We start from the raw sequence: 23,787 nt of genomic DNA on the forward strand, positions 1-23,787 counted from the left end.
AAAAGGAGCTTTATGGAAGTACACCTGATTGATGGAACCTACGAGCTCTTCAGACATTTCTATGCACTGCCATCTGCTAGAGATAGCGAAGACCGCGAAGTAGCGGCGGTGCGCGGCGTTCTTGGTTCAATTTTAAGCATGATGCAGGCCGATGAGACGTACATCGGGGTGGCGACTGACCATGTGATTGAATCATTCCGAAACCGAATGTGGCCCGGATATAAGACCGGGCAAGGTGTCGACCCCGAGCTGTTATCTCAGTTCCCGTTGCTGGAAGAGACATTGCGTGCGCTCGGAGTGGTGGTGTGGGCGATGGAAGAGTATGAGGCCGACGACGCGCTGGCGTCGGCAGCTTTCCTCGCTTAAGCAGACATTCGGGTTAAGCGAATAGTCATCAGTACCCCGGATAAAGATCTGGCACAGTGCGTTCAGGGGACAAGAGTTGTTCAACTTGACCGACGCAGGCGTCTCGAGCGGGATGAACAGGCAGTCATACAGAAGTTTGGAGTCAGACCGAACTCCATTCCTGACTACCTCGCCTTGGTGGGCGACACAGCAGACGGTTATCCAGGACTGCCAGGGTGGGGTGCAAAGTCTGCTTCAGCGGTCCTATCGCGTTTTGGCAAACTGGAATTAATCCCACCTAACGCCATGGCTTGGCAGGTGAACGTCACCAATTCGAAGAGCCTCTCCCAGGTTTTTAACACTAAGCTCATCTCGCTTTTCTCTTCCGAGACCTTGCTACACTTCGAACCGATCTTCCCCTCTTTGCAACCGTTGACGAGCTGCTTTGGAGGGGACCAACAACAGCCTTTCCTCCCATGGCAGACCGCCTGGATAAGGCTAAGTTCTCGGGGAAGCACGTTAAACGTGCGCGGTGAGACGGAAAAATGCGAGGTCTGCGGGCGCTTGATCGCTTGGGCTATGGGTCACGGTACTCGCGGCGCTTTAGTTCGCGGAGCGCCTGTTCGTGGCCTTGGACAGCCGCCTGACGAATCCAATGGCGGGATTGGGTGTAGTCGTGCTCAACGCCCTGGCCGATGGCGTAGAGATGGCCGAGCTGGAACTGGGCTTCGGCGTTGCCGTGATCGGCAGCCTTGCGATACCATGCGGCGGCCTGCGTGTAGCTGAGTGGGACGCCCGTGCCGGTGTAGTAGAGGTCAGCTAGCTTCTGCTGGGCTTCGGGAAAGTTCTGAGCGGCGGCGAGACGATACCAGTGCGCAGCTTCAGCGTTGCTCTGCGGAACCCCTTCCCCTTTGCGATACATAAGACCGAGATTGTATTGCGCCCACGCGAGATTACTGTGGGCAGCGCGCTGGCACCATGCGAAAGCTTCAGGGAGGTTATTGGCAGCGTAGTAGCGGAAGCTCAGGTTGGCCTGCGCGTAGGCATGGCCCTGCTCGGCGGCCTTACGCTCCCAGTAGGCGGCCTGCGTCTCGTCTTGCGGCAGACCCTGACCTGCGTCGTACATCGTGCTAAGGAGATATTGCGATTCAGCGTGTCCCTGCTCAGCGGCGAGTTGGAAACCAGCTGCAGCTTCGCTGAAGTTGCGGGCATTGTAGTCAGTAACAGCCTGCCGGTAGTGCGGGTTAGAGGCTACGTTGGCGGCGTCGCGGCGGCCGCGGGCGATGATGCTCGAACGCGTGGAATGGAGCGACAGAGCGCCGCCGGTAGGGATGTGTTGCAGCCCGGCTTTGGCTTTATCTTCCATCTTTACCTTCCGTGCGCGCTGATCTGGCGGTCGATCAGATCGAAGCGGCGTTGGGCGTCCGCGATCTGCTCGCGAATGTTCGTGGCGAGCTCGGTCAGCAGATCGCGATGTTCGCGGGCAGCGGCTTCGGCGTCGAGGTGCAGTTGTGCGATTTCGCTGGCGAGAAGCGTCTGATGCTCGGCGTCCAGATTGGCGATGTCGCGCTTGGCGTGCTGGATCTGACGCGTGATGCGAAGAAGCTCGGCGGCGGCGCCTTCGCCGGCGATGGAGGCATTGATTTCGCGGTGATCGTCAAGCAGACGCTGCAGGCTTTCGGTGTCGCCGCGGCTATAGGCTTGATTGGCGCGCGCCATCAGCAGAGTGAAATGCTTCTGCTCGGCGTCATCACGCGCGAAGTCGGGGTGGATGCGCTTGGCGACCTCGCGGAAGAGTGTCTTGAGGCTGGGCGGTGGGTCGAACTCCTCGGCTTCGCGGGCTTCGCCGAATGCGGCATCATGGGTCTCCTGCGCGCGCTGGCGGGTCTCCTCGGCTCGGCGCCGGGCGGACTCGGAGTCGTAGAGGTCGACTTCGCGCTCAGCGATGCGGGCTTCGATCTCATCGAGTTCGGCGTAGAGGATGCCGACCTGGCGGACATAACGTCCTTCGAAGGTCTTGAGTTGTGCGCGGATTTGGGCGAGCTCGGATTCGCGTTCAGCGAGCGTCGTACGGACAGCGGCAAGCTTCTCGCGTTTGTCGATGAGGGCGGCGTCGTCCGGGGTTTGTTGGAGGATGATTTCGGCTGGCATGCGGCTTCCCGTGAGGGCAATCTCTAGTTTAGCGGAACGAGGTTTGGCTTTAGCATATGAGTTCAGCTCTCGCAGTCCACGCGACTCGATTTCTAGGAAGAAGTCTTCTGCCGTAATGTGAGCGGCTTCGAGTTATGGCCCCGGTTCTCTTCTCAGGGGTCATCATTCCGCCTTCCAATCCCGGCCACAGTCTGTAACTTCCTTATAGATGTAGCGTCTCATCCAGGGAGCTGGAAGTCGTATGGTTTTACTCGTCTTAGCATTTTTAGGCGGTGTCCTCACGATCTTGAGCCCATGCATTCTGCCGATTTTGCCATTCACCCTCCCAGGGTGCAGGCCTTCGCGTTCACCTTCGGGTCACCAGTCCCGTCATCCAGTACGTCCAACTAGTAGCAGGAGGAGCTATGGCCGAAGAGACTCACTATCAAGACAAAGATAGAAATAAGATCCCTCGCCGCGTTTTCCTTGGCGCGAGTGCAGCTGCTGCGGTGGGTGTCATACTCCACTCGCGATACAGGACACAGCCCGTAGAGGCAAAGGATCAAACGCCGAAAGACATCAAGATCGTCCAGTTCTCTGATTCAGGACAGCGCCAGGGTGTCGTTACGGTTCAAACCATCATTAAGCCGGATGCCGAGTGGAAGCAGCAGCTCGCCCCCGACGCCTACGCTGTCACGCGGCTTGCGGGAACCGAGCGGCCGTATAGCGGTAAATACTGGGACAACCACGACAAGGGCGTGTATCACTGCATCTGCTGTGGAACGCCGAACTTCAGTTCGGAGACGAAGTTTGAGTCCGGGACCGGCTGGCCTAGCTTCTGGCAGGCCATCGCCAAAGAGAATGTCAAAGAGAACTCCGATTCTTCACTGGGAATGGAGCGTACCGCCGTCTCGTGCCCCCGTTGCGACGCGCATCTGGGCCACGTCTTCGATGACGGGCCGCGTCCGACGGGGCTCAGGTACTGCATGAACTCGGTAGCGCTCCAGTTCGTAAAGTCTGCTTGAGCGACAATAGAGACATGGCTCATCAAGCATTCCGAGAGATTCTCCGCGAGACTGAGAGATTCAGCACAACCTCGGACGATGTTCTTGCTTTGTAGGAGTTCACCGTCCACCTGATCGCGACGCGACTGCCCTCCTACAACTGGGTTGGCTTCTACATGCTGGATCCGAACGACGCAAATGTTCTTGTCCTGGGGCCATTCCACGGGGCGCCGACTGACCACGTTCGCATCCCCGTCACAGAGGGCATCTGCGGTGCTGCGGTAGCCCAGGGTAAGACAGTGATCGTGGAGGATGTCTCTGCCGATCCCCGTTATCTCTCTTGCTCCATCGAAACGAAGTCAGAGATTGTTGTCCCGATTCGAGTTCGAAAGGAGATCGTTGGCGAGATCGACATCGATAGCCATGACCTCAGTGCGTTTGGGCCAGACGACCGAACCTTCCTGGAAGAATGCGCCAGGCTCATCGGTGGTTTTATGGAAGAGAAGCACTCCTAAGCCGAAGTGCGTCCAACATCATCGATGTTGCCGAAGTAAAGTGATAGTGAATCCAGGAGACGCGTGCCCAAATCACAATATTTGTCTCGTGCGACTATGCTTTGCGGTACTCGATTCAAGTTGATTCGCCTTGTCTTGATAAGCTTTCTCCTCTTTGCGGCTCAGATCGTGGCGACGCCCAGCTACGCGCAGAGCACCGGCGAGATCCGGCTCCAGGTCTACGATCCTTCGGGCGCGGCTTTACAAGCCAGCGGTCGCATAGCCGGCCCGGGTCCTAATCGTACCTTCCAAACAGACGCCCGGGGCGCCTACTCTCTAGACGGTCTAACATTTGGACGCTACCGCCTGGATATCTCAAGGGCTGGATTTGTCCCCCGATCTGTCACCATCGAGGTATCCTCTGCAACGCCTGTCTCGCAGGCGGTTACTCTTCTAATCCAGGGCGCGTCGAGTAGCCTCACCGTCTTCTCTGCGACGCCGATCGGACAGCCAAGCCAGTCAGTAGACGAGATCCCGATCGCAGTGCAAGCATTGACCGCAAAAAACCTTGAAGACAGCAACGCACTCGACCTCGCGGATCTCATGAATAAGCGGCTAACCAGCGTCTACATCAACGAGAATGCGGGCAACCCCTATCAGCCGGATATTAATTATCGTGGCTATACTGCCTCTCCTCTATTGGGGACGCCGGAAGGGCTCTCCGTTTACCTGGACGGCGTACGCCAGAATCAACCCTTCGGCGATATCGTCGCGTGGGATCTGATTCCCAAAGTAGCCATCTGGGATATGGCATTGATTCCTGGTTCCGATCCGGTCTACGGACTAAACACACTGGGCGGCGCGATCTCGGTGCAGACGAAGGACGGCCTCAACACCCAGGGCGGATCCATACAGCTCACAGGCGGTAAATTCGGTAGACGCGCCGGTGAAGGAGAACTCGGCGGTGTATTGCCTAAGGGCTTCAACTATTATTTGGCTGGCAATCTATATCGTGAAGATGGATGGCGGCAATTTTCGCCCTCCGAGATCCGGCAGTCCTTCGTCAAGGTGGGCTGGGTCGATGCGAAGACGAGTGTCTTTCTAAGCGGAGCCTATGCCAACAATTGGATGACCGGCAACGGAACCTCAGACTTCCGATTCCTGAATATCAACTATAGCGATGTCAATACAATTCCCGATGTGACGTGGGACCATTCTCCCTCGTTGACCCTCAACGTCACCCACGCGCAGACAGAAAACCTGACGTTCTCTGCAAATGCATACTATCGTTACGTCCGCACAGACAGCTCCAATGGCGACTTGAACGACGATTCGTTCAGTCAGGACCTTTACGATTTAGGTCCCGACGATATCGCCGCACTCACCGCCGCTGGATACACCAACTTCCCAATCACGGGCGACGCAACCACCGAACCATTTCCTTATTGGCTTTGCCTTGCTCAGACGCTTCAAAACGACACCGGCGGCGATCCGTCCTCCACTTGCAATGGTGTCATCACGCGAACCGTGGAGAAACAAAACAGCTATGGTCTCTCCGGTCTGGTCGCGTGGAAGACAAAACATAACCGGCTCGCGGTCGGCGCCAGTTGGGATCGCGGTACCTCGACTTACCACCAGCTTACGCAGCTCGGATACCTTAACGCCGATAACGTGTCTTTTACACTCGTCCCAATATTTCTGGATGGCACGACGTTCTCTGACGGAGACCCCGTAGATAGCCAGGTGCTACTGCACGGCACACTAAACACACCCAGCGTATATGCCACCGATACCCTCACCTACGGCCCATGGGCCTTTACCCTCTCTGCCCGCTACAATCACACGTCGCTCGACAATCTGGATTATCTGCCGATTTCCGCAGCGCGCGGTAATCTCACCAGCAGCAATGTATTTCAGCGTTTCAACCCCGCAGCCGGCTTCACTTATAAGCCTTCCCGTTTGTTCAATGCCTACTTCAACTACAGCGAGGCAAGCCGTTCTCCAACGTCGATTGAGCTCGGCTGCGCCGACCCGACCGAGCCCTGCAACTTACCGAACGCACTGGTGAGCGATCCTCCGCTGAAACAGGTTGTCTCGCGGACCTTCGAAGTGGGCATCCGTAGTAACGAGAGTCTCTCGCTGCACTGGAGCGCCGATTATTTCTTCGGTCAGAACTACAACGACTTACTTTTTGTAGCGTCTGAACAAACGGGCTTCGGCTATTTCCTCAATTTCGGTAAGACACGTCGGGATGGCATCGAATTGGAGATATCCGAAGACTGGCTGCATTGGAGTGTAGGCAGTAACTACACCTTCCTCAACGCTACCTATCAAAGCCCCCAAACCATCGATGGCGGTAGCAACAGCACGAACGACAGTGCGTTAGCTGGTCAACCCGGTATTGACGACAACATCCACATCGTACCTGGAGACTTCATCCCACAGGTCCCGCGCAACATATTCAAGCTCTATGGCCAATACAGACCTTCGTCTAAGTTGACTGCGGAACTGGATATTCTCGCGGTTGGATCCTCCTTCGCGCGTGGTAACGAAAACAACCTGGACCAACCCGACGGAGTTTTTTATCTGGGACCAGGCAAATCAGCCGGGTACGGAATCGCCAGCTTTGGCGCGCGATACCAGGCAACTGATCACGTTCAACTGTTCGTGCAGATGAACAATCTCCTCGACAAGCACTACTCCACCGGAGCGCAACTAGGAACTACCCCCTTCGATAACAACAACCACTTTGTGGCGCAGCCGTTTGGCACACCCTACGGCTCGGACAATGACTCCATTCCTATTCGCTCCTCGTCCTTCCAGGCCCCAGGAACCCCGTTAAACATCTATGGCGGTTTGAAAATTACGCTCTGGAAGAAAAATTAAAGAACGTCGAACTCGACCGAACGGATAGAAATCCCTCCCTCAATAACCTCAGCAAATGCTGAGGTTATGTTCTTTTTGCCTCCAGTAAGCTACAGTCAAAGCCAACGCCAAACGGAGTCACTGTGACTTACAACACGGAAGAAAACATCAGTTCAAATCCCCTGCGTATCGCGATTCTCGGAACCGGAATGATAGGAGAGGTCCATCGGCGGTCCGCGCTCTTATGCGGAGCGACATTGGTCGGTGCAATGGCGTCTACTCCGGAGCGTTCAATCGAAATGGCTCGACGTTGGCACACGGAACCGATACTTACACCTGCTGACCTTACGACGATTGCCCCGGATGTTGTCCACGTCTGCACTCCCAACGCAATGCACGCGGAGCATGTCGAAGCAGCAATTACTGCGAACGCACACGTGATCTGCGAGAAGCCGCTTGCTACCTCAATCTCAGTTGCCCAAAGGCTCACAGAACTCGCCCATCAGCGGCAGCGGATCGCAACTGTGCCTTATGTCTACCGATTCCACCCCCTCGTTCGTGAGATCCGTTCGCGCGTTACCGCTGGCGAGTTTGGCCGTTGGCAACTTCTCCATGGCAGCTATCTCCAGGATTGGCTTCTATCCCCACTTGCGACGAGTTGGCGAGTAGACGGCGCAACAGGAGGACCGTCTCGGGCCTTCGCCGATATCGGCTCGCATTGGTGCGATTTGATGGAGTTCGTAACCGGGGAGAGGATCGCCTCTCTCACCGCTGCAACTTCAATCACCGTGCCGGAACGACCCATCAAATCAGAAGTTAGTTTCCAGAAAAGTAACGATGTTGGTCAAACGCGAAAGGTGGATACAGAAGATGCCGCCACCGTCATCTTCAAGACGCACTCCGGCGTGTTAGGGTCCGTCCTGATCTCCCAGGTTTCAGCAGGCAGGAAGAACCGGCTTTGGTTTGAGTTTGATGGTGAGCGTCGTTCCGCAGTATTTGACCAGGAAAACCCGGAAACGATCTGGCTTGGAAGAGAAGCTAGCGCAGAGATACTTCAAAGGGATCCCTCGTATGGATCATCCGAGCAGCGCCGTTTGTCGACGCTGCCTGCCGGACATTCACAAGGCTATGCACAATGCTTTGAGAACTTTGTTGCTGACACCTATGCGAGCATCAGAGGAGAAGTGCGTGAGGGCCTGCCCACTTTTAATGATGGGCTGCGTTCAGCTCACATCATCGACGCTGTGATCAGATCCGCCCGCTCCAAAACCTGGGTAGACGTACCGGCCAGCTTTTAAGTGCGCGACGCCGCGTATGAAAAGACTATCCGGCACTCCCGGATATCATCGGCGTGATTTAGCATGCCGTATCCAGCGCATTACCGGTGGTGCCGATGTATCCATCTCTACTGGATGTCGGTGACCTTGCCTTCGACGAAGGTAATCTTTAGGTCCTTGTAGATGTAAATCTCCCGCCCGTTCAGCTTGACGATCTTCGGGGGTTCGCCGAGAGCCTCGATGACCTGCTTCTTAGTCTGGCCAATGGTGATGGTTACTGGAGCTGCCGGTGCGGCTGGAGGCGGTGCGCTCGGTGCACCTTGTTCAGCTGCCGGCGCGGCCGGAGCAGCAGCCGCAGGCGCGGCACTGGCGGCGGCTGGCGTCTGAGTGCCAACTGTAGTGCTTTGGCCGGCGCTGTAAACGGTGGGTGACTTGGGGTCGAGGAACTGTGCGATCTGCTGTTCGACCGTGTAGGCGGGTGGAGTGTCGTTGGAGGTAATGGGGAATGCAAGAGTGGAATAGACGCGCCGCTGGGTTGAGGCGATTGCACCGAACCCACCAGAGGAGACACCATGTGCCGGGCGTTCGGCGGCGAGTTTAAGAAGGACCGAATTGCCGTCAACTTCGACATCAACCACTTCGAGCGTGTCGCCGGGGGTGAAGACGTATTTGGACGCCTCTTCTGACGGAGGTTTGTGAGTCAACCCTGAGAATAAGCCTCCGAGGGAGGCAGAACTCCCGGTCGTTGTGGTCGTGGTGGTTCCATAGAGGTCGGTCTGGATGCCTCCGTCGACGTAGATGTTCCAGGGCGTAATGTCACTCGAGAGTGAAGCGGCGAGATCATGATTCTTCAGAGTGACGATACGGCCGTAAGCTGGCTTGGTATCACCGTCAGCGACAGTAAGACCGAAATCTCCTTCGAGCTTCTTTTGCAGAGACTGAGCGTCAGAGGCGGAGAGCGAGTAGGCAGGAGGAGGGATGGCGCGGGCGACGCCACCGATCTCGTTGGGACTTCCAGTGGTTCTGGTGGGCTCGGCTTGGGCGACACCGCCGACCTCGCCGGGGTCGCCCTTTGTGTCACTGGAGGATTGAATGAGATGAATGACGAGAGCGAGGTTGCTGTGGCCGTTAGCGACGTAGAGGATATTGACAGCGTCGCCCTTGGAGGCCTTGTCTTCTTTGGTGTGCTCGTCACAGAGGAACGCGAGAGTAACGGGATGGCCCGCGGCGTCTCCCGTGACGAGGTCGGACTCGCTGCTGGAAAGCAGAGAGAGCGTGCCGGACTTCACGAGAATCTGGCGTTTGTCCCGGGTCGCGTGGACTGCCGTGTTCTGGGATTGCTGAGCGGATGAGGTGGTTTGCGTTGCTGAAGCGGCGGGCTTGGTCTGCTGTGAACGTGCGGGGAGAACCAGCGAGACGACAGAGCCGAAAAATAGGACAGCAGTAGTGCGGGATGTCGTCATCACGGTTTCCCTCCGGCTGCTGGGAGTGAATCATGCCCGGACGTAACTGCATTCTGACTGGTTTTGTGTCGCTTCAGGCAGAAGTGTTTCTCGACGACTTCGTAGAGAAGATGCAAAAAATATAGCTCGATCGGCAGCAAAAAGTCCAAGTAGATGTTGGCGAGGCCGAGGAAAAGCCAGGCAGCGATGAGAGGAACGAAGAAGACGATGAACAGGACTGCGATCCTCCACCCGGTGGACGCAGCCTCGAAGCATAGATAGATGATGAGGCCAATGAAGAGGTCGAGCGCCACGTTGATCCAGATGTTGAGTTCGTGGGTAAACTTATGTTGCAGAAGGGACTCGATGTAATTCGCGTGGAGTGCGAGGCCGGAGATGTAACCTGCAGGACTGAGGTGCTGGTCGACCCAACCCAGATAACCCTGGCGCTCGTGCCAGTGTCCTCCGATCAGGACGATGCGTTTGGCACAAGCCTGCATAGCCGGAAGATCGCCGTTTGCCAGCCCGGTGATAGAGATCTGCGGGAACTCTTTTTCAGTCGACTGCAGACCCTTGCGGTTCTTCGTTTGGGTTTCGGGGAGGAAGGTGCCAAACACCGGCGCGTTGTCGGGATGATCGCGCGGATTGAGAATGGGATATTTTGCTGCCTCGATCGGACCACGGTAGGCGCGCGCAACCGTCAGGGCGAAGGAGTCGAGGTAGGGCGCGAGATGAGGATCTGCAGGCGGAATTGTAGTGATGAGCGGGATCTCTCGTTTGTCTTCGGGTAGGTTAAGGTAGCCGAAGCCGGGACACGAGACGCGCGCACAGTCGAGGTGAGGGGAGGCGAGCAGGTCTGCTTGCGTGAAGATGTTAGGAAGGTCAATGCGACGACCGTCCTCGACTGCGTAGACATTGCCGAGGATGACCGGGACGCCTTTGCTGGACGCATATTGGATCGCGCCGAGAAGCGCGTCATTGTCTTTGTTGCGGTAGCCGGCGTCCGTCCCTTCGGGGAAGTTTCGCGGCGAAAGCAGTTCGACGTCGAGGCCGATGACGTCTGCCTTGGTCTCCGGATTCGCTGCGTTTCTGACAACGCGGGCGAGGAACGCGCGGTTGGTGGGCTGGTCGCCGAAGAGAGTCGTCCAGTGCGTGTCATCGTCGATGTAGACGAGGCTCACGTGATCAGGCTGGAAAGGGTCGGGACGGTGGCGGGTGAGGACCTGATAAAAGCGAAGCTGTAGGTGGAGGTTGATATCGTGAAGGCCTCCTATCGTGTCGCGCCAGAAGCCCTCTTCCTCAAGATAACCAGCCGGCCAATCGGTGGCGATGGAAATGTTCCAAAGTGCGACCAGGACGAAGACGCTGATTACTGAGGGCCGGCGCAAAACTGCCCAGTTAATCTTGCAGGCAGGGTCTTTGCCCTTTGCTGGAGGAGTATTTTTCTCCGGTGCTTTGGGAGGAACGACCGGATCTTCTGAGGATTGATCGGCCAGACAATGCCTCCGTCGTGAAGAGAGTGCAGGGCCCAGTGATTTTTCGAAGTGAGTTTATCCTAGGCCACCGTGAGCGATTCGTAAACGAGGGTATGGCGCAGGGCGCGAGCTATCGACTGCCGCATATCTTTTTAGCTGTCGCCGGCGCAACACCACCACCACGCCGCCCATTACCATTACGCATCGGAAAAGCAAGGCGGCCACTGCGAAGTGCAGTGACCGCTCTCTAATGTCGTCCAAATAGCGACAAGCGGACTAACAACGCAGCGCATTAAAACTTAATCTTCAGCGCAAACTGACCAAAGCGACGCTCATCGTTCGCCCCGCCATTGACGCCACCTTTTTTTGCCTGGATAGGAATGGTCGCGCCATCGTAGCCGTAGTTGGCAACGTCGTTATTCGACTCAGTAATGTAAAGGTTATGGTGGTTGAAGATATCAAAGCCTTCTGCTCTCAGCTCAACCTCAATACCTTCTCTGACAAACAGGCTCTTACTTGCCGCAAGATCGAAGTTCCACGCGCCGGGCCCGGAGAACGCATTCCGATGTGTCATCGCAGCGGGATACGGCCCGAAGTCGGATATCCCACCCAGAGCAGGATTTCCGTAGCTCACAGCCGCAGGAAGAGAGACAAGGTCGTACAGGTTTGCGCCCGAGCTATTCTTATCAATCGCTTTGGTGAAACTATACTTCGAGATCGTTGTGCCAGGCGTGTAGCGAGGTATGCCAACCCCGGCGCTGCGATTCAGTGAGTTGCTGCTATCGGAGACCGTAAATGGTGTTCCAGTGCGCACCGTGTAAATACCCGTAACCTCATATCCTCCCAGCACTCTGCCGGCAAGGGAGTGATCATTTTTAAACCACTGGGTCCTGTAGATCGGCGCAAGGACGAATCGTTGTCGAATGTCGAAGTCAGATGCCCCATGGTCCAGCCCAGGATTGAACGGATCGAGATAACCAAGATTCCCAATGCCGTTGACCGAGCTATTACTCTCAGAGAACGTCGAGCTCAGATTGTCAGTAGAGTGCGCGACTGTATAGTTCGCTGTGATGATGAGTCCTGTGCGCTCGAGATCCGTCATCTGAAAACCAATGTTCAAGCCGTTATAGTAAGAATCCCCCTCGCTCCCACGATTATTGATCGACCCATATTGATTGTTAAGCCGCGAGTAAATGAAGTTGCCGCTGGCGTCCTGCACAGGGTCGCCGAGATAGACGTTCCCGGCACCAAGCATGTTGTAGCCCTTCACGTCATAAAGATGTGTCCCTCGCGAACCGACATAAGCGATAGAGGCAACGACATTATTCGCAAGTTGCCTTTCAACGGTCAGACTGTAGAACTGCGTTGCCGCTGTGCGAATATTTTCATCTACATTTCTCAAGCTCGTCGGTGGAAGCGGAACCATTCCACTGGAGCCGCCAATGGGGCCAGCGTTGTTCGTCGTTATAGGCGAGGGCGTCGTGATCTGGACCACAGCGTAGTTGGGTGGGTTCTGGATAACATTGAACGTTACGTTTCCAAAATTCCTCTCGTAAGCTATTCCATATCCGCCACGCAGACTTGTCTTGCCATCACCGTTGATGTCGTACGCAAAGCCGACACGAGGCCCAACAGTGCCGTACTGAGGATTCCACAATTTACCAATGGGACTATTAGGAACCGTGAACACCTGTCCACTGCGAATCTGCGCTTGAAGCGTCGCACCTGGGCCGTAGTAGAAGTTGGCATCGAGGTCCTGTTTATTATTGTGCTGAACCCCGTAGTACTCGTAGCGCACACCATAGTTAAGCGTGAAGCGCGGAGTGATCTTCCATGCATCCTGCGCGTACAACGCCCAGTCTTTGAACCGGTCGCTACGAGCAAAGTTCGGTTGCGACGCGGGTAGAGTGATCTGGCATTGCGGCGTCTGGATAAGATTGCCAGTCACGTAGTTCAGTTCACAAGGCAGCGCTCCTTGCGGATCAACCGCGCCCTCAAAGATCGAAAGTGTCCCATTCAAAAAATTATCCAGGCCCGTCGGAGCACTTGTACCGATCCCCTCGACTGCCTGCGCATAGGCCCCATAGGTGATGTTGTTTTGGATGTAGAGCAATTGAGTACCAGCCTTGAACGAGTGTTGACCCTTCGTCCAATCAATATCCTGGCTGATCTGAACAGTATTCTGTGGCCCCCCGGACGGAAGTCCTCCCTCGCCTTCAAACTGGCTATAGAAGCCAGGAAACTGGACCAGATTCCCGCCAATCGTCGCATTGTTATAAAGAAACAGGGTAGGAGCGTTTTGCTGCGAGGTATCGAACGGCTGATTTAAGGTGTGACGAGTAAAGCTCAACTTCGTGCTCGACACCAGGGAGCCGGAAAACTCATGGGTCAGGCCGAACAGAGCGGCGTTGTCCCGCTCGGAAGCCCCAACGTTATATTGCGAGTACGGCGTACTGAACATCGCACCTGTCTCATCGAGCTCGTTGTAAAACACATACCGCCCGTACATCTGAGTTTTCGGGGTCGCGTTGAAATCCACACGTCCAATCAGGTAGTACGTGTTCTGCGGATCGCCTCCTCCAGCATTCGTAGGAGAAGCGAACGGAGCTATTCCGAGTACCGGCGTGTTTCCAGGCAATAGATCAAAGGGACCTCCCGGAGTTGGAGTTACGCCCGAGGCCACAACGTTGTCCTTGCTCAAAGTCTGTGTAAAAGCTGGAGCCGGAGATCCATACTGCGTGAAGAAAGCCTGCGTCGCCGAATGGGATGCCGCCAGAAACTGCGGTGTAGGCACCAGCGAGATCTGATTGCCTGCGCTACGCACCCTCACCCACTCAGTACTCTGGAAAAAGAACAGCCGATCTTTCAAGATCGGTCCACCAACATCGTAGCCAAACTGATTTCGCGTATATCCGCCCTTCGGCACGCCACTCTGCGCATTCTGTACTGTATTGGCCGTATAGGCCGCGAGGCGGTTGAACTCCCACGCACCCCCATGAAATCGATTGGTCCCGGATTTCGTAACAACGCTGACGACGCCGCCTGACGCGCGTCCGTACTGTGGCTCAAAGTTGCTGGTCGTAATGCGATACTCCTGCACCGCATCGATCGGCACCGTGACCTCAGGCCCGGTCACGTACGAGTCAACATTCTCAACTCCATCCAACAGTATCTCTGTGCCGCTGGACCGTTGACCATTAAGCGAGTAGCCAACGCCGCGCGTCGTGTCGTTTTGGTCGCCGGTAGTTTTCGTCGCGCCACTCTGCGCTACCTTGTCTCCAGAGCTGATGTTGCCTGAGATTGAAACAAAATCGTAAGGATTGCGAGTGAGGCTCGGTAACTCCGAGACCTGCACACTGCTCACGATCTGCGACACTTCCTGAGTCTGCGTATTGATAGTTGTTCCACCCTGATCGATCACCGTCACGGTCTGTTGCGAACCGCTGAGCGCAAACTTTATCGGGACTGTTGCATGCCCACCAACAGTCACTTCGACTCGCGCCTCGAACCGCTGAAACCCGGGAGCGTCCGCCCTTACCGTATAAATACCGGCAGCCACAGGGGGGAACGTGTACTCACCGCTGTGATTCGTAATCACCGTCCGTTCAGCGTTTGTCCCTGTATTAATAAGCGTTACCGTCGCATCGGAGACGAGGGCACCGCTCTGATCGACCGCTAACCCCGACACAATGCCGGAATCGGTCTGTGCTGTTAGCAGAGTTAGAGAAACAGGTAGAAAAAACAAGACGAAAAGAATCGACGCGTGAACTGAAATGTTTCTGAGCATAGCTGGACTCCCTTCAAGTGTTGAAGCGCAGGCGACCTTCTGTTCCGACTTCGAATCATCGACATCTGGAAAGCCTGAAGGCTCTCGTCCCGTTGACTTCAAGTCACACTCGAGTCACTCGTAGCGATGGCAGTGACTACTCGTGCCGCTTGATGTTCTGCACTCTCCGGGAGCATGGATCGTCATGCAAAGAAAGCAGAATCGCAACCCGCAGCCCGGTGCAGTGCATTATGTGCCGACACTTCTCCGGCCAACAACAGCGTTGTGACGAGCAGCACACAGAATGTGACAAACAGCAGAATCCGCAGGTCGATCTACGGTGATTAAGCTCGCGCACTGAGCCTGACGTCGCCGGCCGATGCTAGGCGTCCCCCGGAGGGGCGGCAACAATTAGGCTATCCAGCACTCAACCTCTCGTACGTCTCCCGTTTGGTGAAGAATTCGGAACTATCCGTGTCGGCATTTGCTTAATCGCAGACGCTCGTTCTTCCCGAGCTACGCTAGCTTCGTCACTCCGCGCCGCTATCCGTCACATGTCAGTTTGTCACCACGCACTCCGGATGTATGGTTGCGCAGTAAGCTCCTAAGCCGAGGCCAGTGACTTTATTTACGAGAAGGTAATTCAGCGGAACCGATAACTACAATTCCGCTTCGCAACGAGATCCCACAAGCTGGAGGAAATCATGGTTCGACTTACTCATCGTCCTCTAATCTCCGTAAAGCTGATAAGAGCCTTGTTACTCGCGATCGGCGTAACTCTACTTGCAGATTATCTGGCTTCAGCAGAGGGGGCAGATATCACTCAACTAAAAGCAGACGCTCAAAAGGGCTACGCCTCTCAACAAATTGAGCTGGCCGCGGCTTACTTCACAGGTAACGGAGTAACCCAGGATGCGAAGCAGGCCGCGTACTGGTATCGAAAAGCCGCCGAAGCCGGAGATCCCGAAGCAGAAAATGAGATCGGCTTCTTCTATCAGGCTGGTATAGGTGTTCCCGTAGACCATGCTCGTGCCTTGCACTGGTACCAACTCGCCGCCGCTTCCGGCCTCACCAGAGCCAAAGTTAATCTCGGCGTTGTATACGTGTGGGGCCTCGGTGTCGCCAAAGATGAGGAATTAGCCATGCAGCTTTTCCAGGAGGCGGTACACAGGGGAGAAGGCGTCGCCGCTAGCTATCTCGGCGACCTATACTACTTCGGGATCGGCGTGAAACTGGACAAGGCTGTAGCTGAAACCTGGTACCAAACCGGAGTGAAGTTGCACGACCCTATCGCTGCCTACAACCTCGGCACACTCTTTTCGGTGGACGCAGACCACCCCCACGACCTTCGCAAAGCGGAGGCTCTTCTGCGCCAATCCGCCGACGCTGGATATATTCCGGCGATTCACTCGCTAGGCTTGCTCCTGGTCAACCATCCTGAGCTTGCACCCTCCCCACAGGAGGGACCCTCCCTTCTCGAAACCTCAGCGAACGCAGGCTATTGGAGATCTTCCGTGGTGCTCGGCGCGCTGGCACGCGATGGCAAGGGCGTTCCCACAGACAGCAAAGCCGCCTACCTCCACTTCCGAACGGCCATTCTGCAGGGCGGAGAGCAAGCGACGAGTCTAGTTAAATACGACATCGCAGCTCTCACAAAAAGGCTGGGCGACCAACAGATCGGCGCGCTCGATTCGAATGCAGATACCTGGTTTCGGCAACACAGCACGCCCCTTCTCTTCATCTATAAAGACGGCGACAGGCGGCAACGCTTTCCTGCATCAGCACTTGCGGTCTCGACGGCTGGTCTGCACGCGGGCCAATTACTCTACGTGCCAGCTTCTTGACGACATAGGACTAGAATGTCTGGTTGCGTTCCCATTCCATCCGTCAAGGGAAGAAGGCTGAGGATGATTCGCTGAAGCTCTCGCCGACAAGTCGCACACGCTCCCAACCATTCTTCATGCATCCTGCAATCTTTGTGAGCGCCTCAGTCTTGCTGGGCACGCTGTTCGCTCTGCAGGAATGGATCACTGTGCACCTGTGGAGCTACCACATCGGCCTACGGATCCTTTTCGCAGCGTGGTGGGTGCAATATTTTTTGTGGGGCGTCCTCTGCTGGTTGTTGTGGAGATGGTGTGGACCCTGGATTCAAAGGGCAAACGCTTTCTGCATCTTCACGCAAGTACTTCCGCTCAGCATAGTTACAAGTGTCGTGGAAGAGATGATCTGGGTCGCCTGCTTCCCGCAACTCCCGCTCAACCGGCCGCACATGACCTTCTGGCACCGGTTAGCCTTTCATCTGGACGCGGAGTTCATCGACAACCTGGTCGTCTTCTGGTGTGCAGTTGCCCTGTTTCGCGGCATAGGCTACTACCAGAAGTTCCGTGAAAAAGAAGCTGCCGCCGCTCAACTGTCGGTTCAACTGGCGCAGGCTCAAATCGCAGCTCTTCGCATGCAGTTGAATCCACATTTCCTCTTCAACACGATGAACAGCATCTCCAGCCTCATGCGGACCGACATCGCCGCCGCCGACACAATGCTGGAACAACTCGGCAGTCTCTTACGTATCACCCTCGAGCGGGGCGAAGTGCAGTTCATTCGTCTTAATGACGAAATGGAGTTTGTGGAGATGTATCTCGCGATGCAGGAGCGCAGATTCACAGGCCGTGTACAACAGCAACTATGGGTACATCCGGAGTTGCACGATGCTCTTGTGCCTGCCATGATCCTCCAGCCACTCATCGAGAACGCCTACACACACGGCCTATCCCGACTAGACAGCAATGGCCTTCTCCACATCGAGGCGACTCGCGAAGATTCGCGACTGACGCTGAGTGTTCTCAACAACGGCGCGGGTTTAAATTCGAGTCCGCCAAAAGTCTCCGACGGTCAAGGTGTTGGGCTTGCCAACATTAAGAGCCGCCTCCAGTTGCACTACGGTGATCAACACACATTTTCTATACGCGAGGTCGCAACAGATCAGGTCGAAGTAACCATAACTTTCCCACTCCAGTTCTCTGCTAGTCCCGCAGAGACACTTACAAGGTTCGGTGCGTAATGATCCGCGCCATCCTGGCGGACGACGAAGTCCTGGCCAGGCAGAAACTACGCCAGTTGCTTCGCGACGAACCCGAGATTGAAATTGTTGGTGAGGGCGCATCGGCTTCCGAAACAATAGACCTGGTGCGCGCTACAGAACCCGACTTACTTTTTCTCGATATCCGCATGCCAGGCATGGACGGGTTCGACATCATCGGCAAGCTCTCTGCTAGTAGTGACCCCGCCGCCATGCCGCGCATCATCTTCACGACCGCATACGACTCGTATGCATTGCGCGCCTTCGAAATACACGCAGTCGATTATCTTCTCAAGCCTTTCACCTCAGAGCGTCTGCACTCAGCGGTACAGCGTGCCCACGAAGAGATTTACACTGCAAAACAAAATGCCGGGCGAAACAACCTCCGGCCCCAGAATCCTCCCGCCTACACAACCCGCATCGTCTTCAAATCTCGCGGCCGCATCCTGTTTCTTCCCGTCTCGGACATCCGTTGGATTGGAGCAGAAGAGAACTATGCGCGAATCTGCACCGGAGCCGAAAAACACCTGCTGCGCGAGACGATGAGCCATCTCGAGGAGAAGCTCGATCCGCAGATGTTCCTGCGTGTGCATCGATCGGCCATCGTCAATTTGCAATATCTAAAAGAAGTCCGTACCGAACCCAGCGGAGAGTTTACGGTTGTGTTGGTGGATGGTCAAAAAATCGCAATGAGCCGCAGCTTTCATGCTCGCATCACCGAATGGATGGCCGGTAGTTGAGAAGAGATCTACCGCGCAGTCGTGCGATAGGAGAGGATCTCAGATCCCGAAGCACTTCCATTCATGTTATTCGACTTCAGAAGCAGTTCGAAATAGGGAAGAGAACCGTTCTTCTGTTTGATCGTCGCAAGAAAAGGAAGCAACCGCGAATCGTCGAAGACAAAGTCCGCCGCCGATTCGGTTCCTGCCATGGAGGTCCCCTCAAGGACCAGCACATCTCCCGAACCTTTCATGTTTGGCCTTAGCGCAATCACGCCGTACACGCGATGAACTGGACCTGTCAGATCCGCTTCGTAGCGAGCTTGTTCATTCCCGTGAGGAACACGGTTCAGTACGACAAACCGATGGTTCTGATGATCATGAACGAACACAAAGTTCATCTTGTCTTGGAAGAGCTCTACCCACGGAGTGCCCTCTGCAGAACCCAGCAGGATAACCGGTTCATCCTTTAGATCGTTCGGTCGAAGGTCGCGCGCGTACCGAAGTTGCATGCGGTTGATTGGCACGCCAGGAATTTGGAAGAGCTTCGTCACGATGTCCAAATCGACAATCGAGGTATATCGCCTCGACGCAATCTTCTCAGCAATCTCCGGTGTCGTTCCGGTGAGCGGAGTGGCGTGAGTTCGATAATCTCCACTCAAATATTCAGCCAGACTCACATTGGATCCAGTGAACGTCTCCAGGCTCGTAAGTCCCGTGTCCGAAGCCACAATCAGAGTCGAGTGATCCGCACCGAAGAGCATGCTCCAGAGAGGGTGTTTCGTTACGCTGCCTGGTGACGATTGCGCAGAATGTGCATGGACCAGTAGAAACACGATAAAACTGCAAGCGACAATCAAGGCAATACTGGTAGCCCAGAAGAGACGACGATACGTATTTGCAATTACAGCACTGGTTCTAACATCGGATACCTCTTGGATAGAATCAGGCGGGGCAGGGGAGAGCACGCTCTCACTCTGTAACAGTGGCTGTGAGTGGGCCTCAAAGAGGGGCGTATAGCCTCCCTTCGGAATTGTCAGCCGGATAGTTTCGTGGGTGCCTTCTTCATTGAAATATTGCTCAAGTCGCTGACGAAGACGGCTGGCGTGCGAACGCACGATACCGTCGATCGACGGGTCGTAATTGCGAGCTCGTTCAAAGAGCGCTTCTCCGATGCTCTGCTCGTTAATCTCGCCTGATCTTCCCGCAAGTGCCAACTCACAGAGGTGCATCAACAGGCTGCAGAGACGCGGCGAACGGATAAACGACGGAGACGCTACGATGCGCTCCACCAACTCCCAACGTGGGTCACTTCCAACTACTGGCTCGGTGTCGACTTGAAGAGCGTGCTCCGGCATGAGAGGCAGTCTCAAGTACACACGCAACCGATGAACATCCTGTGAACGAAAATCCAGAGGGTAAACGGGCGGGGTCCCTGTTAAATCGATGAGCGGATTGCGATCGCACGGTGCCTGTAAATACAGGGTAAATCGCTCAAAACACTCGGCGTGCGCCATTTAACATTCGTGTTGCGGCGAATTGACTCCTGAGAACGCGGAGACATGGCTAAAGTTCGGGTCATCGGCATATGAGGCCCACGCCAGATGTGTCACTCCGAGGAGCCAATCGCATGTTTCGCAATATTCTTGCCACTCAAAATCAAAGGCCGCCCGTCTCTTCTCACAAATCTCTGTCAAACGTCGTTACATTGTGCACCGTCCTATTGGCCCTCTTCGCTCTCACGGCCGCTCCGGCAAAAGCACAGTTTGATTCAGCCAGCGTGCTTGGCACTGTCAAGGATCCCAGTGGAGCCGCCATCGGCTCGGCGTCTGTGACTCTGCTGAGCCCGGCCAAGGGCGTACAGAGTATCCGACAGACTGACGCAAATGGCGACTACGAATTCACGAACGTCCAGCCTGGCGAGTACACCGTCACCGTCCAGGCAAACGGCTTCGAAAAATCGGACACCGACCGCTTTGTCGTCACCGTAGGCGCAAGACAGCGCGTCGATCTCGCCTTGAAGGTCGGCTCCGACAACCAGACAGTCACAGTATCAGGTGCCGCGACATTGCTCGAGACCGACACCAGCGATCGCGGCGAGACGATCCAGACTCGCGAGGCGGTCACCCTCCCTCTCAACGGACGCTCCTACGCCGACCTCTCGACCCTCGTCCCGGGAGTTCGCAAATCGCTCCTTGAAACCCTCTCAGCTCCGCCCCGCGACGCCTCCTACAACGTCAACGGTCAGAACTCCATGACCAACAACTTTCAACTCGACGGTATCGACAACAACGCCTACCAGACTGCCAACCAGGGTTTCTCTAACGAGGCCGTCATCCCCTCGCCAGACGCCGTGCAGGAGTTCAAAGTACAGACCGACAACTACAGCGCCGAGTATGGCCGGGCCGGCGGCGCAATCATCAACGCCACAATTCGCAGTGGCACGAACAACTTCCACGGAGTCGTCTACGACTATCTCCGCAACACCGACCTGAACGCCTACGGACCATTCATCGGCTCCGGCGTAAAGCCAACGCTGGTACAGAATCAGTTTGGCGGTACCCTCGGTGGCCCGATCAAGAAAGACAAGCTGTTCTTCTTCGCCGACTACGAAGGTCTGCGAGTAGTCAATCGCACCATCCAGACCGCCGTCGTTCCCACCGCTGCGCAGGCAAAGGGCATCTTCACCGACGCAGCCGGCAATCCCATCGCCCTGATCAATCCCATCACCGGCGCGAGGTACTCAAACGGCATCATTCCCGCCGCTGACCAAAGCCCATTCGCAGCCGAAGTGTTAAGCATCCTTCAAGCAGACGCCGCACCCAACACCAACGTCGCTCCCGGCGGCCAGAACTTCACCTCCACCCCAGCCAACACCAACAACGGCAACAAGGGCGACATCCGCGTCGACGCGTACATAAGCCCCCGATCAACAGCCTTCGCGCGCTACAGCCAAAGCTCGTCGGTCGTCTTCCTTGCGCCCAACATCCCAGGACTCGCCGGCGGCAACAGCAACGGAACCCTCTACGCCTACACACGCCAGATAGCCGGCGGCTACAACTTCACCCCCACCTCAAACTCCATCCTGCAGCTTCGCCTCGGACTCACCTGGACGCAAAGCGGCAAGTCTCCCGTCAACATCGGCGCCGACAATCTGCTCGCTGACTTCAACATCCCCAACATTCCAAGTGATCCCAGCGTCAATGGAGGCCTCAACAGCCAGGCCGTTACAGGCTTCTCGCAGTTCGGCCGCCAAACCACGAACCCGCAGTTCACCAGTCCCTACCTCGCCAACCCCAAGGTCAACTACGGTTTTCTCAAAGGTCGCAACAGCTTCAAGGTAGGCTTCGAGTACGGCTACCTCAACGAGTCAATCTCCGACTTCCACCCTCAAGACGGAGAAGACTTCTACGCTGGCCAGTTCAGCCGCAACACTCCCGGCACAGCCAACGGAACCGCCGCCAATCCAGCCAATCCCACCACCCCCGACATCCTCCACGAGCAGGCCTACAACCTCGCCGACTTCCTCTTCGGCGCACGCAACAGCTATCAGCTGAACAATCTCGCAACCATCGAGTACGAGCGCCGCTGGTACATGGGCTACCTACAGGACGACTACAAGTTCAACAACAAACTCACCTTCAACCTCGGTCTCCGCTACGAACTAGTAACTCCGAACTGGGAGCAGAACAATCACCTCGCCAACTTCGACCCTACCAACAACACGCTCGTCCAGGCCTCCAGCGGCTCGCTCTACAACAGATCCCTCATCAATCTCGACAAAAAAGATCTCGCGCCCCGCTTCGGCTTCGCCTACCAGATCGATCCCAAGACCGTCGTCCGCGGCGGCTACGGAATCGGTTACGCGCACTACTTCCGCTTCGGTGGCGAGAGCACCCTCGGCTACAACGGTCCCTACATCGTCGATGCAACCATCAACCAAACCCCACCCACACTTGTCGCCGGCGCAACACAGCCACTCTGTACCTCACTCACCCAAAATCCCGCCACCTGCTTCCGCACCACGCAGTCGGGATACCAGACCAACTTCGCCTCCGCACAAAACTTCTCCACCCTCGCTGCGCAAACCCGCTACATCCCCCGCAACTTCGAGGCCGCCTACGTCCAGGCCTACCATCTCACCGTCCAACGTGAAGTGATGAAGGACACAACCCTCGAAGTCTCCTACGTCGGAAGCCACGGCGTACACGTCCCCGTCCTCGCCGACTTCAACCAGGGCTCCACCGAGCCCGTAAGCTGCGACACCATCGCCTCAACCTGTCTCTCGCAGCAAGCTCGTCGCCCCATCGCGAACTTCACCAACATCCTCACCGCACTTCCCCAGGGCTACCTCATCTACAACTCGCTGCAAACCAAACTCGAGCGTCGCTACAGCAACGGCATCTACCTCATCAACTCCTTCACCTGGTCCCGAGCGACCAACAACGCTTCAGCCGATCTTGAAACCTTTGGCGGCGACTCAGCCGTCGTCAATCTCTACAACCCCGCAGCCGATCGCGGCCGCTCCAGCTACGATCAGCCCTTCAACGACACGCTCTCTGTCATCGCCGACCTTCCCTTCGGCAGAGGAAGAATGTTCGGCCAGGGTGCTCCCGCATGGCAGCAGGCAACCTTAGGCGGCTGGCAACTCTCAGCAATCAACGTCGTCACCAGCGGCCTTCCCATCAATCTCACCTACACTCCAAACTCCGGCGTCGTCGTCTCCAGCGCCAGCGCCACCTACTCGGTTCGTCCAAATCTCGTCAGCACGCCGAACGCGGTCTACGCGCCAAAATCGAGCTGGAAGAAGGGAAGCAGCACACTCACCGGAACGCTCGTCTCAAGTCAGGTCACCGTCCCAACCGCCAGCCAATACTTCGGCAACTCAGGACGCAACAGCCTGCGTGGACCTGCCTTCGCCCAGTTGGATCTCGCACTCCACAAATCCATTCCCCTCTGGTCCGACACCAGCAAACTTGAGTTTCGCGTCGAAGCCTTCAACGCCCTCAACTCCACGAACTTCCAGTATCCCGACAGCGCAATCACCGACGGTGCAAGCTTCGGTGCTTACAGCTCTGCGGTCGTCTATCCCTCACGACAGGTGCAGCTCGCACTTCGTCTCGCCTTCTAACTTCCTCCCTAGGAAAACTCTGGACCGGCAGCCATCTGCCCGTCCAGACACCTTCTGCAAAAC

At 56.1% G+C, this 23,787-nt stretch carries 15 protein-coding genes and 2 pseudogenes; 11 read left to right on the top strand and 6 right to left on the bottom strand.

Annotation, left to right across the window (positions count from 1 at the left end; genetic code table 11):
• Positions 1 to 12: 12 nt before the first annotated feature.
• Both RBB76_RS13965 and RBB76_RS13970 read left to right on the top strand, forming a co-directional pair.
• Positions 13 to 366 carry a hypothetical protein gene (locus RBB76_RS13965; RefSeq protein ID WP_429634469.1) on the top strand — a complete coding sequence of 118 codons (354 nt, stop codon included), beginning with the start codon at positions 13 to 15 and terminating at the stop codon, positions 364 to 366.
• A gap of 177 nt (positions 367 to 543) precedes the next feature.
• A pseudogene (locus RBB76_RS13970) lies at positions 544 to 603 on the top strand (hypothetical protein); the annotation flags it as partial.
• A 319-nt stretch (positions 604 to 922) separates the two neighbouring features.
• Here the strand turns inward: RBB76_RS13970 and RBB76_RS13975 are convergent.
• Complete coding sequence (locus RBB76_RS13975; protein WP_429634470.1) at positions 923 to 1,711, bottom strand: tetratricopeptide repeat protein; 789 nt, start codon at positions 1,709 to 1,711, stop codon at positions 923 to 925.
• Between the two features lie 2 nt (positions 1,712 to 1,713).
• Positions 1,714 to 2,496 (bottom strand): hypothetical protein, encoded by a 783-nt coding sequence (locus RBB76_RS13980; protein ID WP_429634471.1) that lies wholly within the window; start codon positions 2,494 to 2,496, stop codon positions 1,714 to 1,716.
• 404 nt (positions 2,497 to 2,900) lie between these two features.
• Here RBB76_RS13980 and msrB point away from each other — a divergent pair, with 404 nt between their 5' ends.
• From msrB to RBB76_RS14005, 5 genes and pseudogenes are all read left to right on the top strand, one after another.
• Positions 2,901 to 3,500, top strand: a complete 600-nt coding sequence (msrB, locus tag RBB76_RS13985) for a peptide-methionine (R)-S-oxide reductase MsrB (protein ID WP_429634472.1) — start codon at positions 2,901 to 2,903, stop codon at positions 3,498 to 3,500.
• A gap of 125 nt (positions 3,501 to 3,625) precedes the next feature.
• Positions 3,626 to 3,994 (top strand): GAF domain-containing protein, encoded by a 369-nt coding sequence (locus tag RBB76_RS13990; protein WP_429634521.1) that lies wholly within the window; start codon positions 3,626 to 3,628, stop codon positions 3,992 to 3,994.
• 120 nt (positions 3,995 to 4,114) lie between these two features.
• Positions 4,115 to 6,859 carry a TonB-dependent receptor gene (locus tag RBB76_RS13995; RefSeq protein WP_429634473.1) on the top strand — a complete coding sequence of 915 codons (2,745 nt, stop codon included), beginning with the start codon at positions 4,115 to 4,117 and terminating at the stop codon, positions 6,857 to 6,859.
• A gap of 122 nt (positions 6,860 to 6,981) precedes the next feature.
• Positions 6,982 to 7,353: pseudogene (locus RBB76_RS14000) on the top strand (Gfo/Idh/MocA family protein); the annotation flags it as partial.
• Positions 7,354 to 7,362: 9 nt separating this feature from the next.
• Complete coding sequence (locus tag RBB76_RS14005) at positions 7,363 to 8,136, top strand: Gfo/Idh/MocA family protein (protein WP_429634522.1); 774 nt, start codon at positions 7,363 to 7,365, stop codon at positions 8,134 to 8,136.
• 107 nt (positions 8,137 to 8,243) lie between these two features.
• On the opposite strand, the gene RBB76_RS14010 is transcribed toward RBB76_RS14005, so the two are convergent.
• The 3 genes from RBB76_RS14010 to RBB76_RS14020 form a co-directional block, all read right to left on the bottom strand.
• A complete protein-coding gene (locus tag RBB76_RS14010; protein ID WP_429634474.1) occupies positions 8,244 to 9,581 on the bottom strand; it encodes a hypothetical protein in 1,338 nt (445 codons plus the stop codon).
• Complete coding sequence (locus RBB76_RS14015) at positions 9,578 to 10,945, bottom strand: CHASE2 domain-containing protein (protein ID WP_429634475.1); 1,368 nt, start codon at positions 10,943 to 10,945, stop codon at positions 9,578 to 9,580. The genes RBB76_RS14010 and RBB76_RS14015 overlap by 4 nt, the downstream gene beginning before the upstream one ends.
• A gap of 379 nt (positions 10,946 to 11,324) precedes the next feature.
• On the bottom strand, positions 11,325 to 14,819 hold the full coding sequence (locus tag RBB76_RS14020; protein WP_429634476.1) for a TonB-dependent receptor domain-containing protein: 3,495 nt from the start codon (positions 14,817 to 14,819) through the stop codon (positions 11,325 to 11,327).
• Positions 14,820 to 15,502: 683 nt separating this feature from the next.
• Between RBB76_RS14020 and RBB76_RS14025 the strand changes: the two genes are divergently transcribed.
• From RBB76_RS14025 to RBB76_RS14035, 3 genes are read left to right on the top strand one after another with little or no spacing between them, the layout of a single operon-like run.
• Entirely contained in the window at positions 15,503 to 16,642 is a 1,140-nt protein-coding gene (locus tag RBB76_RS14025; RefSeq protein ID WP_429634477.1) for a tetratricopeptide repeat protein, read from the top strand.
• Between the two features lie 23 nt (positions 16,643 to 16,665).
• The gene (locus RBB76_RS14030) at positions 16,666 to 17,856 is read left to right on the top strand and encodes a sensor histidine kinase (protein WP_429634478.1); all 1,191 of its coding nucleotides are present in this window, start codon (positions 16,666 to 16,668) and stop codon (positions 17,854 to 17,856) included.
• On the top strand, positions 17,856 to 18,614 hold the full coding sequence (locus RBB76_RS14035) for a LytR/AlgR family response regulator transcription factor (protein WP_429634479.1): 759 nt from the start codon (positions 17,856 to 17,858) through the stop codon (positions 18,612 to 18,614). Before RBB76_RS14030 ends, RBB76_RS14035 begins: the two co-directional genes overlap by 1 nt.
• Before the next feature lie 8 nt (positions 18,615 to 18,622).
• On the opposite strand, the gene RBB76_RS14040 is transcribed toward RBB76_RS14035, so the two are convergent.
• Complete coding sequence (locus RBB76_RS14040; protein WP_429634480.1) at positions 18,623 to 19,951, bottom strand: hypothetical protein; 1,329 nt, start codon at positions 19,949 to 19,951, stop codon at positions 18,623 to 18,625.
• A 272-nt stretch (positions 19,952 to 20,223) separates the two neighbouring features.
• Between RBB76_RS14040 and RBB76_RS14045 the strand changes: the two genes are divergently transcribed.
• On the top strand, positions 20,224 to 23,724 hold the full coding sequence (locus RBB76_RS14045) for a carboxypeptidase regulatory-like domain-containing protein (protein ID WP_429634481.1): 3,501 nt from the start codon (positions 20,224 to 20,226) through the stop codon (positions 23,722 to 23,724).
• Positions 23,725 to 23,787: the final 63 nt, after the last annotated feature.

Origin of the sequence: Tunturiibacter psychrotolerans (assembly GCF_051013365.1) — a bacterium.
GTDB lineage: Bacteria > Acidobacteriota > Terriglobia > Terriglobales > Acidobacteriaceae > Edaphobacter > Edaphobacter psychrotolerans_A.

Bases quoted from the DNA above. Each gene is read 5' to 3' on its own strand.
- RBB76_RS14020 (WP_429634476.1), bottom strand. From the start codon at position 14,819: ATGCTCAGAAACATTTCAGTTCACGCGTCGATTCTTTTCGTCTTGTTT.
- RBB76_RS13980 (WP_429634471.1), bottom strand. From the start codon at position 2,496: ATGCCAGCCGAAATCATCCTCCAACAAACCCCGGACGACGCCGCCCTC.
- RBB76_RS14040 (WP_429634480.1), bottom strand. From the start codon at position 19,951: ATGCCGGAGCACGCTCTTCAAGTCGACACCGAGCCAGTAGTTGGAAGT.
- RBB76_RS14045 (WP_429634481.1), top strand. From the start codon at position 20,224: ATGTTTCGCAATATTCTTGCCACTCAAAATCAAAGGCCGCCCGTCTCT.
- RBB76_RS14035 (WP_429634479.1), top strand. From the start codon at position 17,856: ATGATCCGCGCCATCCTGGCGGACGACGAAGTCCTGGCCAGGCAGAAA.
- RBB76_RS13975 (WP_429634470.1), bottom strand. From the start codon at position 1,711: ATGGAAGATAAAGCCAAAGCCGGGCTGCAACACATCCCTACCGGCGGC.
- RBB76_RS13965 (WP_429634469.1), top strand. From the start codon at position 13: ATGGAAGTACACCTGATTGATGGAACCTACGAGCTCTTCAGACATTTC.
- RBB76_RS14025 (WP_429634477.1), top strand. From the start codon at position 15,503: ATGGTTCGACTTACTCATCGTCCTCTAATCTCCGTAAAGCTGATAAGA.
- msrB (WP_429634472.1), top strand. From the start codon at position 2,901: ATGGCCGAAGAGACTCACTATCAAGACAAAGATAGAAATAAGATCCCT.